The organism is Streptomyces sp. NPDC059564 (assembly GCF_042735575.1).
In the GTDB taxonomy this organism is placed as follows: Bacteria; Actinomycetota; Actinomycetes; order Streptomycetales; family Streptomycetaceae; genus Streptomyces.
In genome coordinates this window covers 25,537-38,258 of record NZ_JBHWBP010000041.1, presented here as the reverse complement: position 1 = coordinate 38,258, position 12,722 = coordinate 25,537, and the positions used below count along the sequence as shown (strand labels likewise).

The following is a 12,722-nucleotide window of genomic DNA, read 5'->3' as shown; positions in this document are numbered from 1 at the left end:
GGGTACGAGCGACCGCCCCGGCCCGGGCCGGGGCGGATTGCTGCCTGCGGTCTCGTCGTTGGCCGGCAGGGCATACAGGTGACCGTCGGGAGATTGCCGCCGTCACGCCGGCGCGGCGAGGAAGCGACCGCTCAGTTCCCCGCGGATGTGCCCCGGGGGGAGCCGTCGGCCGAATGCGAGCAGGAGGAGATCCTGCGCGGCGCCGGACACGGGCGTTCCGGTACCGAAGGACCAGTCGAGGTCGGTGGCGCGGAGTTCGATGCCGTCCAGGTCGGCCCCGAAGAACTTCAGGGACCTGGCGTTGACGCCGTCCAGGAGGATGCGTACACGATCCTCGGGAACCCGGCGGTCGAGGCCCAGCGCGACCGTGATGTCCAGACCGTGGATCACGTCGTGGCCCAGGGCCGCCTCGATCCCGCCGACGGGCGGCCGCCACGGGTGATCCGCGTTGTCACCGAGCAATGCGGCGAGCTCACGCGTCGAATGGGCGGCCGCGTCCTTGTGGGCGCATCGATCGGTCATCCGATGGAGGCTGCCTCGCGCTCTGATCAGTTCCCACGCCGTCTTGGCGAGCGAGTACCGAAACCCCATCGTCATGTGGGCCGCGACCTCCCGCACCCGCCATCCCCCGCACAGGGTCGGCGCGTCCCACTCCTCGGCCGACAGGCCGTCCAGCACGGCTGCCAGCTCCCGGCGTTCGGCCGCGATCGCGGCTCTGATGTCGGCCACGGGTCTCCGCTGCGTCATGTTCCCCATGGGTTCAAGGCTCTCGTCAGCCCCGCCATAAGTCCAAGAGTTTGCATGTCTCGTAACTAGAATGATCAGTTATGGACATTCGGCAGTTGCGGTACTTCGTCACCGTCGCGGAGGAAGCCAACTTCACCCGGGCCGCAGCCCGTCTGCACTTGGCGCAGCCGGGGGTGAGTGCCCAAGTCCGTCAGCTCGAAAGGGAACTCGGGCACCCGCTGCTCGACCGCTCCGGCCGGTCGGTGACCCTGACGGAGGTGGGTGAGGCCGTGCTGCCGTACGCGCGGGCCGCGCTCACCGCCGTCGAAGCGGTGCGGCAGACGGCGGAGGAGTTCACCGGGCTGCTGCGGGGCCGGGTCGCCATCGGGCTGGTCTCGGGCGCGGCCGCGGCAGCCCATGAGTTCGACCTGGCCACCGTCCTGGCCGGCTTCCACGAGGACCATCCCGAGGTCGAGATCGTCCTGACCGAGGACACCTCGGAGCGGATGCTGACCGCACTGCACCGCGGGGAACTCGACATCGCCGTGATCGGACTCGCCGGCGAGGAACCTCCGCCGGGCACCTCCGTCCAGGTCCTGGTCGACGTACCGCTGGTGGCAGCCATCGCCCCGGGCGACTCGGCCCTCACGCCCCCGGACCGCACGGGCATTCCGCTGGCCGAGCTCCGCGACCGCCCGCTGATCAGCCTGCCGCGGGGTACAGGGATACGCAAGGTACTCGACCGCGCGTGCGCGCAGGCCGGGTTCCAGCCCCGCATCGCCTTCGAGGCGGCCGCTCCGCCGTTCCTCGCACAGCTCGCCGCCCGCGGTCTCGGCGTGGCGGTGGTTCCGGCCCTCCCCGCCGGCCTGCTGTCGGACCTCGGGCTGCGGACCCTGGAGATCACCGAGCCGCAGCTGCGCGGCCGAGTGGCTCTGGCCTGGCGGACGGACGGCCCCTCCAGTCCCGCGGCCACCGTCTTCCTGGACCTGCTGCGTACGACCCTCACCGCTCCTGGAACCGATTGCGTGTCCTGAAGATCGCCCAGGTGCATGCGGTGGGCCAGAGGGCACGCGGCGCGAGAACCTGACGCCCGCTGGTGAGTGCGTCATGTCGATCCGCGAGCCGCACCGCCAGGGATGTTCCGATATGTTCCCGGCAGCTGGGCGTACTCGCATCGGCGAGCGCCTTCACGGGGCGTGCGCGCGTTCACGTCCTGCCGGGCCGTGGCCCGTACCCCTCCGACGCCGTACACGCCCAGGGCGTCCGGCCGGAGCCCGCCCCCCCCTCTCCCCTGTCATGAACGCCCGGTGCTCACGAGATCAGGAACGTTGGTGCCGACCTCCCCGTGGAATTTCTCTTTCGCGTAGGAGATGAGGTCGTTGTCCCAGCCGATCATGAAATTGACGGCGTTCTCCGCTGCCATGACGGCCGGGTCGTAGATCTCGTGATCGGGGATGTCCAGGCCGTTGGCGAAGGCGGTCCCTGCGAACACCGGGATGCAGCCGGTGCTCGCGAGGCGCTGCAGGACGTAAGTCTCCAGCGGTGCTGTGCTACCGAGTTCCGCGGTGCCGGCCTGCCCCGGCGAAATCGGGCGGCGATACGGGCGTGGGATGCGGAACACTTCGCCGGGTGATCGTGATGCAGCCCGTCCTGGAGACATACGCACCTGACGGCTTCGACCTCTGGCCCGTCGCCGAGATCGAGCCGTTCGGCTTCCTGCCCCTCAGCGGTGCGCTCTCACCCGCTGAGGTCGGGACGGCGGTGATGCGCATCGCCGGCTGCAATGACGTCGACCCCGACGGCGACCGCCCGCCTCGTCCGGCCGACGCAGTGGACTCCTTCCTTCACGGGCTGCTGACCTTCGACATCCTCTTCGCGGCAGGCGGCCTGCGGATCACCGACAACTCCACAGGAGTCACCTTCCAGCCCGGATGCTGCGATGGGCTGGAGGACTGGCGCGACTGGCACCGCTTCGCCGACGACGGCGGCCTGCTCGGATTCGGCCACGACCCCGGGTCACCGGTTGCGGAGCGCTTCGGCGACACCGTCCGGCTCACTGTGAACGCCGGGCAGACCGACAGTCCGGTGATCGAGCTGTCCGTCATCGAGCTTCGTCACCTGCTCGTCGGTGCCGAGCGCGACCTGGCCGACTTCCTCGCGCTGGCAGCCGACTGGGCCTCCAGGCACCTGCCTGGCCGCTGCGCTCCCGTCACCGCCGCCCTCGCCCGCGTTCTCGGCCTCCCCGCGCCGGCCACACCACCGGCGTAGGACGTCTCTTTGCTCTTGGGGCCGGACGGAGGTCCTTGGTGGGGTGCCCGGTGACGCGGAGACGGTGGAGCCGACGCAGTGCGAGGAGGCCGCCGACGCCGGGAACGACCGCAACGGCCTTGGTGGTGGCCGTGGCCGACGCCGGGCGCCAGACCGCGATCACGACGAACAGGTAGGCACAGCCGTGGGTGGGGCCCATCAGGGAGGAGATGGGCCCCAGGTGGGCGGTGGCGAGGTTGGCCAGCATGGCGATCAACGAGACGAGTTCGACGTGCGCCGCGATGCGCAGGGGGCGAAGGTGCACGGTCATGCTCCCGTGGTCGAGCCGGGGCGGACGATCATCAGAACGGTGACCGTTGCCCACAGCAGGTTGAAGACGCCGGTGAGCATGGCGAGTCGGGCAGCGAGGTGGAGGGCGGGGCTGGAACCGGGGGCCTGGCTGGAGCCCGGGTCCTGCGTGGCGGTGAGGGCGTTGTCCTGGGCGGGCAGGATCAGCAGCCCGAGGATGGCGGCCGCCGCGGTGGTCAGGACGATCGAGGTGATCAGCCACCCGCTGCCGAGGACGCCGAGGATCCTGGCCGTGGCGAACCCGAAGACGGGAACCGCGATGCCGATGCCGGCGTAGACGCGGCAGATGCGGTGCAGGGTTCGCAGGGTCGCGAGCGCCTCACGGTCATCCGGGGCGCTGTGAGTGCGACGCAGTGCTTTGGGGAACATGCTCGCGGCGACCGTGACCGGTCCAATGGCCAGCACCGCCGCCAGGACATGCAGGGAGAGGAGGAATTTGGCCATGTTCAGCGTTCCACGGCCGCCGGGACGGCGCGGCGTCGGCCGGTGACCTTCGAGGCCGGAAGGCGTCCGGCCGTGGACGTGCCGGTCAGGGTGTCACCGTCGACCGTGACCGCGAAGGCCAGGTTCAGGCGCAGGGGCTTGGTGATGGCCTGTTTCCAGGTGAGCCGGTCACCGTCGAGGGTGATGTCGCCGAGCGGAACGTTTTCTCCGGCCCCGTGGGCTGCTCCGGTCAGGACACCGGCCTGCCGGGAGAGTTCGACCACGGCTTTGATCCTGCCGATGGGGGTGGAGACGGACAGGTCCCAGACGCCTTCTACGGCCATGAAGCTGTTCTTCCTTACGAGTGCGGGGCGGGATGTTTGTCAGAGGCCGGCGGGCACGGGGCCTTCGTGGCGCCAGACGGTGCCGCGGCGCTCATGGGCGAACAGTTTTTCGACAGCGTGGGCGATGCGGGGGCCTACCTCGCGCTCCAGCAGGTACAGACCCAGGTCGAGACCGGAGGTGACTCCCGCCCCGGTGACCAGGTCGCCGTCGTCTACGACGCGGGCGCTCACCGCGTGGACGCCGGTGGCATCGAGCATGTCCAGGCCCATGTGGTGGGTGGTGGCATAGCGGCCCTCCAGCAGGCCGGCCATGGCCAGCACGAGCGACCCTCCGCACACCGCGCCGAGCGTCACCTCGGGGTTGTCCCTCGCCACCTTCAGCAACGTGGGCAGCTCGGTCGTCAGGGCGCGGCCGAGCAGCACGGGGATGAACTGGTCCTGCTGCCATTCCCCCGCCCCCGCGTCGTGGCCGGGTACCTCACCGGGCTCTCCCACACGGCCCGAGGCGCCGGGGACCAGGATCAGGCCCGCACGCCGGGGATCGAGGACGGCGGTGGCGCGCAGCGCCAGGCCCCCGGTGCCGCTGACCACCTCACGCGGTCCCTCGGCGGATACCAGTTCCACACTCACCGCTCCACCGGAGGCGGTGCCGCCGGCGTACAGCACTTCGTAGGGGGCGATGACATCGAGCGGATCGAAGCCGTCGAACAGGATGATCTGGGCGTGCATGGATCAGTTCCTTCGCGTGCGGTCGCCATCCGGCCGCTGCCGGGTCGCTCCCGACGCTAACCGGCCCCCAGCCCGGCTCCCAGTGGCATGAGTGACACCTTTCAACGGAATATCGCCATAGCGGTACGTGAGGCTCTGAACTGCACAAAGGATAAATTTCACGGCGCTGAGACCGGGGCATGGCTACTGAAGGACAGGTATCTTCTCGCCATGCACACCATTGCCATCCTCGCCCTGGAGCAGGTGATCCCCTTCGATCTGTCCACCCCGATCGAGGTCTTCTCCCGCACCCGCCTCCCGGACGGACGCCCCGGCTACCAGGTGCGTGTCTGCGCCGAGCGGCCCGAGGTCGATGCCGGTGCCTTCACCCTGCGCGCGCCCTGGGGACTGGAAGCACTCAGAACCGCGGACACGATCATCGTTCCCGGTACCGCCGACCCCGCCCTCCCCCTCTCCCCCGTCGTTCGCGACGCGCTGCGAGCAGCCGCTGCGAACGGCACGCGCATGGCCTCCATCTGCACAGGCACCTTCCCCCTGGCCGCCACCGGGCTCCTCGACGGCCTGCGTGCCACCACCCACTGGAGCGCAGCCGATCTCCTGGCCGCCGCCCACCCGGACATCGAGGTGGATCCGGACGTCCTGTACGTCGACAACGGCCAGATCCTCACCTCCGCCGGCGCCGCAGCGGGCCTGGACCTGTGCCTGCACATGATCCGCCGCGACTACGGCTCAGCCGTCGCCGCCGATGCCGCCCGGCTGTCCGTCATGCCCCTGGAACGCGAGGGCGGACAAGCACAGTTCATCGTTCACAAGCACGCACCCGCCCCCCAGGGATCGACACTCGAACCGCTGCTGACCTGGTTGCAGGACAACCTGGGCTCCGAGCTCGCCCTCATCGACATCGCCGCCCACGCCGGAACGAGCACCCGGACCCTGATGCGACGCTTCCGCGAACAGACCGGCACCACTCCCCTCCAGTGGCTCCACCGCGCACGCGTCCGCCAGGCCCAGCACCTTCTGGAGACCACCCACCATTCCGTCGAACGCATCGGCGCCCAGGTCGGATTCGGCTCGCCCACCGCTTTCCGTGACCGCTTCAAGAAGACCACCGGCGTCAGCCCGCACGCCTACCGCCGCGCCTTCAGCTGACACGGCCCATCGGGTACGGGGTGTGGGGCTCGGCAGAGAGGGCGCAGCCGGCCTGCGACCGGGCCCCGCTCGGTCTCCGAGCCCGTCCTGCGAGCGGTGCTCCATGCTGGACGGCACCCCGGCGAGCGCCTGGACACCTGGCTCGGGCCCCGCCGGGTTACCGTCGTTCCCATGGGCGGCGGCGTGGACAGGGGTGCGGGCGTGGGCGCGGATGCGCGGGTCGTGTGGGAAGGCAGCGTGGTCGTGGCGGAGTTCGGCACGCTGGTGGGGTGTGGGGGGCGGTCGGTCCGGTTCACCGTCCGGCGCGGGGCCACGGATGGGACCTGGCTGGTCGAGATCACCCCGCACCTGCTCGGCGTAGCGCGCGCCGAGGACGTACGGAACTTCGCCCGCGGCATCCTCGACACCCTCTCGGCCGGGGCCGGCGAATCCGACTTCCTGGCCCTGTACGGGGACGGCTACGCCGATGTGGAAGCGGTCGTCGGCTTCGACGAGGGCCAGCCGTACGTCATCGTCGATGCCTATTTCGACCCGGCCCAGGACCGGATCGGCACCTCGCCGAAGGGCGAGCCGCTGTACGCCAACCCGGTCGGCGGCGCCCACCTGGAGGCCGTCAGCGGCTACCGGGCCGACCCGGAAGCCCTGGAATCCGGCGCCCGCGCCCTGCTGGCCGCACTCGACGCCTGAACGGCCCTGGGCATACGCGCCGGCCACACGCACCCGGTGGTCGGGCGAACTCGATGCCGCGGTCGTCACCGTGGAATGGGTGGCGCGCTGGTCGAGGCCGGCCAGGAGCCGCTCGGCGAGGAAGGTCTCGTCGAGTGCTCGGGGCTGGACGGAGCGGTCCGTGCCCGGCTGCCGCCAACCGGCTGACCCTCTCGGCGGGTCTGTGTCCGGCGGGCCCGGGCCACTGGGAGCGTGCTGTCATGGCACCCGAGTCAGGCACACCCGCGAAGGCGACAGGGTCGGGGGGCGTGCTGCTGACCCTCGCTGCCGGCCAGTTCCTGATGGCGCTGGGCAGCTCCGTCATGAACGTGTCGATCGCGACGGTGGCCGCCGACGTCGGTACCACCGTGACCGGGATCCAGGGTGCCATCACGGCATACACCCTCGTGATGGCGATGTTCATGATTCCCGGCGGCAAGGTCGGCGCGCTCATCGGCCACAAGCGGGCGTTCCTCATCGGCTGCGTGGTCTACGGCTGCGGATCGCTGATGACCGCTCTGGCCCCGAACCTGCCCGTGCTCCTGCTGGGCTGGTCGCTCCTCGAGGGGCTCGGGGCCTCGCTCATCCTGCCCGCGATCGTCGCGCTGGTCGCCGCCAACTTCACGGTGGAACGCCGACCGGGCGCCTACGGGCTGGTGGCCGCCTCGGGGGCCGTGGCGATCGCGCTCGGGCCGCTCATCGGGGGCGTCGCCACGACGTACTTCTCCTGGCGCTGGGTCTTCGCCGGGGAGGTCGTCATCGTGCTCGCCATCCTGGTGCTCGCCCGCCGCACCGCCGACGCGCCGGTCGGCGAGCGCCGGCGCATCGACCTGGTCGGCGCCGTACTGTCCGCCCTCGGGCTCGGCGCCTTCGTCTACGGGGTGCTCCGCTCGGGCGAGTGGGGCTGGTTCCAGCCGAAGCCCGACGCACCCGCCTGGCTCGGGATCTCCCTGGTCGTGTGGCTGATGCTGGCGGGCCTGCTCCTGCTGTGGCTCTTCCTGCGCTGGGAGGCCCGCATCGTGGAGCGGCGCAGGGAGCCGCTGGTGGACCCGGCTCTGCTGGGCAACCGGCAGCTCACCGGTGGCCTGACGATGTTCTTCTTCCAGTACCTCGTCCAGATGGGCGTGTTCTTCGTCGTACCGCTGTACCTGTCGGTCGCGCTCGGCCTGTCCGCCCTCAAGACGGGCGCCCACATCCTGCCGCTGTCCCTGACCCTGCTGGCCGCCGCGATCCTGATCCCGCGCCTCCTCCCGAACGTCTCGCCGCGGCGGGTGGTGCGGCTGGGCGTCCTGGCGCTGTTCGCGGGCGCGGTGGCCCTGATCGCCGCGCTCGACGCGGACGCGGGCGCCGAGATCGTCACCATCCCGCTCCTGCTGATCGGGCTCGGTATGGGAGCGCTGGCCTCCCAGCTCGGGGCGGTCACCGTTTCGGCGGTGCCCGACAAGCAGACTGCGGAAGTCGGCGGCATTCAGAACGCCGTGACCAACCTCGGCGCGTCGATCGGGACGGCACTCGCCGGATCGATCATGATCGCCGCCCTCACCGCTTCCTTCCTCACCAACGTCCAGCAGAACCCGGCCATCCCGGCCGACGTCAAGAGCCAGGCGACCGTCAAGCTGGAGAGCGGCGTGTCCTTCATGTCGGACGCCCAGCTCACGACCGCCCTCGAAGAGGCGGGCACGAGCCCGGAAGTGACCTCGGCCGCGATCGACGCGAACAGCGCCGCGAGACTCGACGGGCTGCGCGCCGCACTCGCCATCCTCGCCCTCGCCGCCCTGCTCTCGCTGTTCTTCACCCAGCGGATTCCGGCGGCCCCTGCGCGCGCGGCGAAACCCGCCGGATGACGCGTTCCGGCCGTTGGGCGGTCGGCCGCCCGGTCCCAACCCCAGTCCCTGCGAAGCGTCGGGCCGTAAGGGCGGGCAGGGGCAGCGCGGCGGCGGCTGGAGCAGCGAGCCGTACGGCAACGGCCTAAAATGGGCCTGACAGGTAAACAAGGCATGTCCGGCGGCCCAGGTGCCCCTACGGGCCGTTCGGCTGGCCCGGGAGGTCTCATGACCGTACCCTCCGACGCTGCCGCTGGCGCCGCGCCCAAGCACACGCAGAGTGATCCCGAGGACGTCCTCCAGCAGCTCGGAGGCTCCTGGCACTGGGCGCTCGGCTTCGCCCTCGCCACTCTGATACCGGGCATCCTGATCCTCGTCTGGCCGGACGAGACGCTGCACATCCTGGCCGTGATCATCGGTCTGCAGCTCCTGGTGGCAGGTGGCTTCCGTCTCGTCACGGCCTTCTCGCACAGCGGCGACGGGGGCGGCAGCAGACTTGCGGGAGTCCTGATCGCCCTGCTGGCGTTCCTGGCGGGCGTCCTCGTACTGCGCCATCCGATGCAGACGATCGGTGCGCTGTCCCTGATCGTCGGGGTGTTCTGGCTGCTGACCGGAGTGCTCACCGCGTACGTCGCGATCGCGGACCGCGCGCTCGTACACCGCGGCATGCTGTTCGCCCTCGGCGCCCTCGGCGCCGTCGCCGGAATCGTCGTGCTCTGCTTCCCGGTGGATTCCGCGGTCGCCCTGACGCGGCTGCTGGGGCTGTGGCTCGTGCTGCTCGGCGTATTCGAAGTGGTGATGGCCATCGCACTGCGTTCAGCCACCCGCCGGGCCGTGCCCACACCCGCGCCTCCGGAGTGACCCAGGGCGGTCGATCGCTTCCTGTCCACGCCGACGGGGGCTGCTGGCCCGATCACGTGAACCCGGGACCCGCCTCCCGTCGGGATCACGCGGCGAAAAGTGGGTTGGACGCCCGGTCGGCGCCCCTGTCGAGATCGTCGGCAGTGGGTTCGGCCAGGGTGTCATGGTCGATTTCGGCACGGTGCCGATCTCCAAGGAGTACGTCCTCCGCGACGACGTGATCGTCGTCTGGGCACCCGAGGGCGTCGGCGTGGTCGACGTCCGGGCGACCGACAGTCTGGGCACCTCCCCGGCCGTCCCGCGCGGCCAGTTCACCTGCGGCGGCCCAGCCGCCGTGGTGGTCACGGGCATCAGCCCGGACACGGGCCGGGCCGACGACCAAGTCCAGATCAACGGCGTCAACTTCGCCTCGGACTGCCAGGTCTACTTCGGCGACAACCTCGCCGAGCCCGTCGACTACGCCCCCGAGCAGCTGCTCGTCAACGCGCCCAAGCCAACCATCGCCATCGGCAAGTCCGCGACCATCAACGTCACCGTCCTTTCGAACGGCTACTCGTCCCCCGCGAGCCCGGCGGACGAGTTCACCTACCTGGAGTGGCCCCTGCGCTGAACCGGTTCCACGCGGAGTCGCGGTTGGAGCGGCCGCCGGCGAACCGCCCACGTCCTCGCCCGCGACGGCCAGGGCGCGTGCAGGACTGGTTCCAGCCCGTGCCGGTGCGCTTTGCGGTCCTTACGGTTCGGGAGCCCCGAACCACCGCGTCAGGGAAGCGGCGAGGCCATGCGCCGCGTCCGCCGCCCAGGCGGTGCAGCCGTCGGGACGTACGAGCAGTCCCACGAGCGCGGCCCCGGCCGGGCAGGTGGCGGAGATTACCCGGACCCGGTCTCCGTACCCCTCGGCCACCGCCCTGAGCTCGGCGTCGTCCGCGAGATCCAGGAGCAGGGCCCGTCTGTCGTGCATCAGGTCCGCGAGGCGGCGCCCGTCGGCGAGTGCGAGGTCGGGGGCGCTGCGACCCACCAAGGGGTGACTGCCGGGAAGGTCGTACCGCTGGCACGCGCCCGAGATCTTCTTGACGAAGTAGGTGGTGCCCGCGACGGTCCCGGTCAGCTCGGTGACGACATCGAGCAAGGCCCGGAACGAGGGTTCCGGCCGCATCAGCGCGATCTGCGCCCTGGTCCGTTCGAGCACCCAGGCGCCGATCGGGTGCCGTTCGGCGGTGTACGAGTCCAGGAGCCCTTCGGGTGCCTGCCCGCGTACCACGATGGCGAGCTTCCAGCCGAGGCTCACCGCGTCCCCGATGCCGAGGTTCAGCCCCTGACCGCCGAACGGCGAGTGGACGTGCGCCGCGTCCCCCGCGAGCAGCACCCGGCCGGCCCGGTAGTCGGCCGCCTGGCGTGCGTTGTCGGTGAAGCGGGTGGCGGTGTGCACCTCGGTGACGGCGAGGTCCGCCACCCCGGTGACGCGCCGCAGGCTCGTCTGCAACTCCTCGGCGGTGACGGGTGCCTCGCGGTCGGCGGGCGGGCCGTCGAACTCGACCGTGAGGACACGGCCGGGAGTCGGCCCGTAGACGTACGTCCCGGTGTCGGTGTGGTTCCAGCCGGGCTTCAGGTCTTCGGCGCCGGTGCGGCGGCCTCCCCTCGCGACCGGGAACCAGGCTCCGTGGCAAGGTGGTTGTCGGATGAGCCGGAGACTGGTGCCGATCACGAGGGAAGCAGGGCCGATGCGCGGGCGCGAGAGCAGCGAAGACGTCGAGGTCAAGGCCGGGCGCGGGGTCAAGCGTGCGGATTCCGCAGGGGGCGGGGAGCGGCGTGGGCTGCTGGCCTTACAAGGGACGGTGGGCAATGCCGCTGTCGTGCAGTTGCTTCGGCGGGCCGGGCATCTCGGCGCGGAGGAGGAGGGACGGGCCGTAGTGCAGCGGTCCACCGTTCACGAAGTGCTGAGGGCCGGGGGGCGGCCCCTGGACGGCCCGACCCGTACGGACATGGAAGCTCGGCTCGGTGCGGACTTCTCGGATGTCCGGGTGCATGACAATGCTGCCGCGAGGGCGTCCGCGGCCGAGGTCGGGGCGCGCGCCTACACCTCCGGCAGCCATGTCGTCATCGGAGCGGGTGGGGCGGACCGGCACACCCTCGCCCATGAGCTGACCCACGTCATCCAGCAGCGCCGCGGACCGGTGTCGGGCAACGACAACGGGGACGGGCTGCGCCTCTCGGATCCGTCGGACCGGTTCGAGCGGGAGGCGGAGGCCACCGCCACGCGTGTCATGTCCGGCCCGGCGCCGCTTCAGGACGCGGATCACGATCTGGGGGCACCGGGGGCGCCCCTCCCTGATCGCGTTGCCGCCGCGGGTGCCGTGCAGCGGGCGGTCGTCGTCGGGGGATCGCCGGTGAGCGATCCCGCGGTCTTGCTCCGGGAGAAGGATCTGGAGTACCTGGTCACGACCACGGGTGAGCGCGTGCTCAGGTATCTCAAGAGCCCGGGCGCCGATGCCGTCCTGGAGGCGGCGGACGCCGATGGGCTCGTCCTCGAGATCGGCCGGATAGGCGCGATGATCGACTTGGTCCAGGGGATCAACCGCAGCGGAATCCTGGGTCGCGCTTCGCTCGTCGAGCAGGGCATCGCCCATACGGGGTCGAACGACACCGGCAACAGCACCGCGCTGGCCGTGAACGTACTCGACGCCCGGGGGATCCAGGATCCCGATCGGATCCGGGCGATCGTCGCGCAATCGCTGACGGACCCGAACAACGGCAGCTTCAGCGTCGCGATGGAGCGCCCCGAGGACGAGGACTTCGTCCTCGACCAGCTGTCCTGGGCGAAGGGCGGCGAGCTGTCCGAGCAGCAGCTCGCCGACGTCCGTCAGTCGGCGCAGGGCGACGAGGGCACGGCCCGGGCACTCATCTCGTTCATGAAGGGCGAGAAGCTCTCCGAGGCGCAGGGCGAGATGCTGGCCGGGTACGTGTCCATGCTCCAGGAGCGGACGCAGAACACCGCGATGGCGATCGTCAACCGGCCCGGGGCCGATGTCACCACTCTGTCGGCGGGCGCGGGGGCATACGAATCCGACGTGCCGTCCGACAAGATCCCGCCGGGTGCGCGGGGATTCACCTCCCTGGTGCTGCCCGCGTGGTTCGAGCCGTACGGTCCTCTGCTGATGAACCAGGACTGGCCGCAGGGAGTCGCGCTGCGCTTCGCCGGGAACAAGCAGGTCACCGCCCACTTCCGGGCCAAGGGAACCGACTGGCCCGTCACTGTCGAGGCACCGGACTACGGCACCGAGATCGAGCGGCAGCTGCAACAGTTCAAGGTGATCGCCACACACATCCTCAAGGTCGCCGGCACCTGAGT

14 protein-coding genes and 1 pseudogene are annotated in these 12,722 nt (G+C 70.7%); 8 read left to right on the top strand and 7 right to left on the bottom strand.

Annotation, left to right across the window (positions count from 1 at the left end):
- Positions 1-102: 102 nt before the first annotated feature.
- A complete protein-coding gene (locus ACFV0Q_RS10870) occupies positions 103-756 on the bottom strand; it encodes a maleylpyruvate isomerase family mycothiol-dependent enzyme (RefSeq protein WP_385003681.1) in 654 nt (217 codons plus the stop codon).
- Positions 757-827: 71 nt separating this feature from the next.
- On the opposite strand from ACFV0Q_RS10870, the gene ACFV0Q_RS10865 reads away from it, so the two are divergent.
- Entirely contained in the window at positions 828-1,760 is a 933-nt protein-coding gene (locus tag ACFV0Q_RS10865; protein ID WP_385003679.1) for a LysR family transcriptional regulator, read from the top strand.
- 260 nt (positions 1,761-2,020) lie between these two features.
- Here ACFV0Q_RS10865 and ACFV0Q_RS10860 read toward each other — a convergent pair whose 3' ends face one another.
- Positions 2,021-2,347: a terpene synthase family protein gene (locus ACFV0Q_RS10860; protein WP_385003677.1), complete on the bottom strand. Its 327-nt coding sequence runs from the start codon at positions 2,345-2,347 to the stop codon at positions 2,021-2,023.
- Between the two features lie 17 nt (positions 2,348-2,364).
- Here ACFV0Q_RS10860 and ACFV0Q_RS10855 point away from each other — a divergent pair, with 17 nt between their 5' ends.
- Positions 2,365-2,994 carry a hypothetical protein gene (locus tag ACFV0Q_RS10855; RefSeq protein WP_385003689.1) on the top strand — a complete coding sequence of 210 codons (630 nt, stop codon included), beginning with the start codon at positions 2,365-2,367 and terminating at the stop codon, positions 2,992-2,994.
- Here the strand turns inward: ACFV0Q_RS10855 and ACFV0Q_RS10850 are convergent.
- The 4 genes from ACFV0Q_RS10850 to ACFV0Q_RS10835 are packed head-to-tail and all read right to left on the bottom strand — an operon-like array spanning position 2,936 to position 4,838.
- Complete coding sequence (locus ACFV0Q_RS10850; RefSeq protein ID WP_385003675.1) at positions 2,936-3,304, bottom strand: hypothetical protein; 369 nt, start codon at positions 3,302-3,304, stop codon at positions 2,936-2,938. The genes ACFV0Q_RS10855 and ACFV0Q_RS10850 overlap by 59 nt on opposite strands.
- A complete protein-coding gene (locus ACFV0Q_RS10845) occupies positions 3,301-3,786 on the bottom strand; it encodes a DUF2269 family protein (protein ID WP_385003673.1) in 486 nt (161 codons plus the stop codon). Before ACFV0Q_RS10845 ends, ACFV0Q_RS10850 begins: the two co-directional genes overlap by 4 nt.
- 2 nt (positions 3,787-3,788) lie before the next feature.
- Positions 3,789-4,109: a hypothetical protein gene (locus tag ACFV0Q_RS10840; protein ID WP_385003671.1), complete on the bottom strand. Its 321-nt coding sequence runs from the start codon at positions 4,107-4,109 to the stop codon at positions 3,789-3,791.
- Positions 4,110-4,148: 39 nt separating this feature from the next.
- Positions 4,149-4,838, bottom strand: coding sequence for a DJ-1/PfpI family protein (locus ACFV0Q_RS10835; RefSeq protein ID WP_385003669.1), 690 nt, complete (start codon positions 4,836-4,838; stop codon positions 4,149-4,151).
- 210 nt (positions 4,839-5,048) lie between these two features.
- Here ACFV0Q_RS10835 and ACFV0Q_RS10830 point away from each other — a divergent pair, with 210 nt between their 5' ends.
- The 5 genes from ACFV0Q_RS10830 (at position 5,049) to ACFV0Q_RS10810 (ending at position 9,986) form a co-directional block, all read left to right on the top strand.
- Positions 5,049-5,987: a GlxA family transcriptional regulator gene (locus ACFV0Q_RS10830; RefSeq protein ID WP_385003667.1), complete on the top strand. Its 939-nt coding sequence runs from the start codon at positions 5,049-5,051 to the stop codon at positions 5,985-5,987.
- 171 nt (positions 5,988-6,158) lie between these two features.
- Positions 6,159-6,674 carry a hypothetical protein gene (locus ACFV0Q_RS10825; RefSeq protein WP_385003665.1) on the top strand — a complete coding sequence of 172 codons (516 nt, stop codon included), beginning with the start codon at positions 6,159-6,161 and terminating at the stop codon, positions 6,672-6,674.
- Between the two features lie 239 nt (positions 6,675-6,913).
- A complete protein-coding gene (locus ACFV0Q_RS10820; RefSeq protein ID WP_385003663.1) occupies positions 6,914-8,536 on the top strand; it encodes an MFS transporter in 1,623 nt (540 codons plus the stop codon).
- Between the two features lie 207 nt (positions 8,537-8,743).
- A complete protein-coding gene (locus ACFV0Q_RS10815; protein WP_385003661.1) occupies positions 8,744-9,376 on the top strand; it encodes an HdeD family acid-resistance protein in 633 nt (210 codons plus the stop codon).
- Between the two features lie 163 nt (positions 9,377-9,539).
- Positions 9,540-9,986 carry an IPT/TIG domain-containing protein gene (locus ACFV0Q_RS10810; protein ID WP_385003659.1) on the top strand — a complete coding sequence of 149 codons (447 nt, stop codon included), beginning with the start codon at positions 9,540-9,542 and terminating at the stop codon, positions 9,984-9,986.
- A gap of 120 nt (positions 9,987-10,106) precedes the next feature.
- On the opposite strand, the pseudogene ACFV0Q_RS10805 reads toward ACFV0Q_RS10810, so the two are convergent.
- Positions 10,107-10,997 (bottom strand): annotated as a pseudogene (locus tag ACFV0Q_RS10805) (FAD-dependent monooxygenase); the annotation flags it as partial.
- Between the two features lie 97 nt (positions 10,998-11,094).
- On the opposite strand from ACFV0Q_RS10805, the gene ACFV0Q_RS10800 reads away from it, so the two are divergent.
- A complete protein-coding gene (locus ACFV0Q_RS10800) occupies positions 11,095-12,720 on the top strand; it encodes a DUF4157 domain-containing protein (RefSeq protein WP_385003657.1) in 1,626 nt (541 codons plus the stop codon).
- Positions 12,721-12,722 lie beyond the last annotated feature (2 nt).

Excerpts from the sequence above, each read along its gene's own strand:
- ACFV0Q_RS10850 (WP_385003675.1), bottom strand. The coding sequence starts at position 3,304 with ATGACCGTGCACCTTCGCCCCCTGCGCATCGCGGCGCACGTCGAACTC.
- ACFV0Q_RS10835 (WP_385003669.1), bottom strand. The coding sequence starts at position 4,838 with ATGCACGCCCAGATCATCCTGTTCGACGGCTTCGATCCGCTCGATGTC.
- ACFV0Q_RS10845 (WP_385003673.1), bottom strand. The coding sequence starts at position 3,786 with ATGGCCAAATTCCTCCTCTCCCTGCATGTCCTGGCGGCGGTGCTGGCC.
- ACFV0Q_RS10815 (WP_385003661.1), top strand. The coding sequence starts at position 8,744 with ATGACCGTACCCTCCGACGCTGCCGCTGGCGCCGCGCCCAAGCACACG.
- ACFV0Q_RS10820 (WP_385003663.1), top strand. The coding sequence starts at position 6,914 with ATGGCACCCGAGTCAGGCACACCCGCGAAGGCGACAGGGTCGGGGGGC.
- ACFV0Q_RS10870 (WP_385003681.1), bottom strand. The coding sequence starts at position 756 with ATGGGGAACATGACGCAGCGGAGACCCGTGGCCGACATCAGAGCCGCG.
- ACFV0Q_RS10840 (WP_385003671.1), bottom strand. The coding sequence starts at position 4,109 with ATGGCCGTAGAAGGCGTCTGGGACCTGTCCGTCTCCACCCCCATCGGC.
- ACFV0Q_RS10825 (WP_385003665.1), top strand. The coding sequence starts at position 6,159 with ATGGGCGGCGGCGTGGACAGGGGTGCGGGCGTGGGCGCGGATGCGCGG.
- ACFV0Q_RS10810 (WP_385003659.1), top strand. The coding sequence starts at position 9,540 with ATGGTCGATTTCGGCACGGTGCCGATCTCCAAGGAGTACGTCCTCCGC.
- ACFV0Q_RS10865 (WP_385003679.1), top strand. The coding sequence starts at position 828 with ATGGACATTCGGCAGTTGCGGTACTTCGTCACCGTCGCGGAGGAAGCC.
- ACFV0Q_RS10830 (WP_385003667.1), top strand. The coding sequence starts at position 5,049 with ATGCACACCATTGCCATCCTCGCCCTGGAGCAGGTGATCCCCTTCGAT.
- ACFV0Q_RS10855 (WP_385003689.1), top strand. The coding sequence starts at position 2,365 with ATGCAGCCCGTCCTGGAGACATACGCACCTGACGGCTTCGACCTCTGG.
- ACFV0Q_RS10800 (WP_385003657.1), top strand. The coding sequence starts at position 11,095 with ATGCGCGGGCGCGAGAGCAGCGAAGACGTCGAGGTCAAGGCCGGGCGC.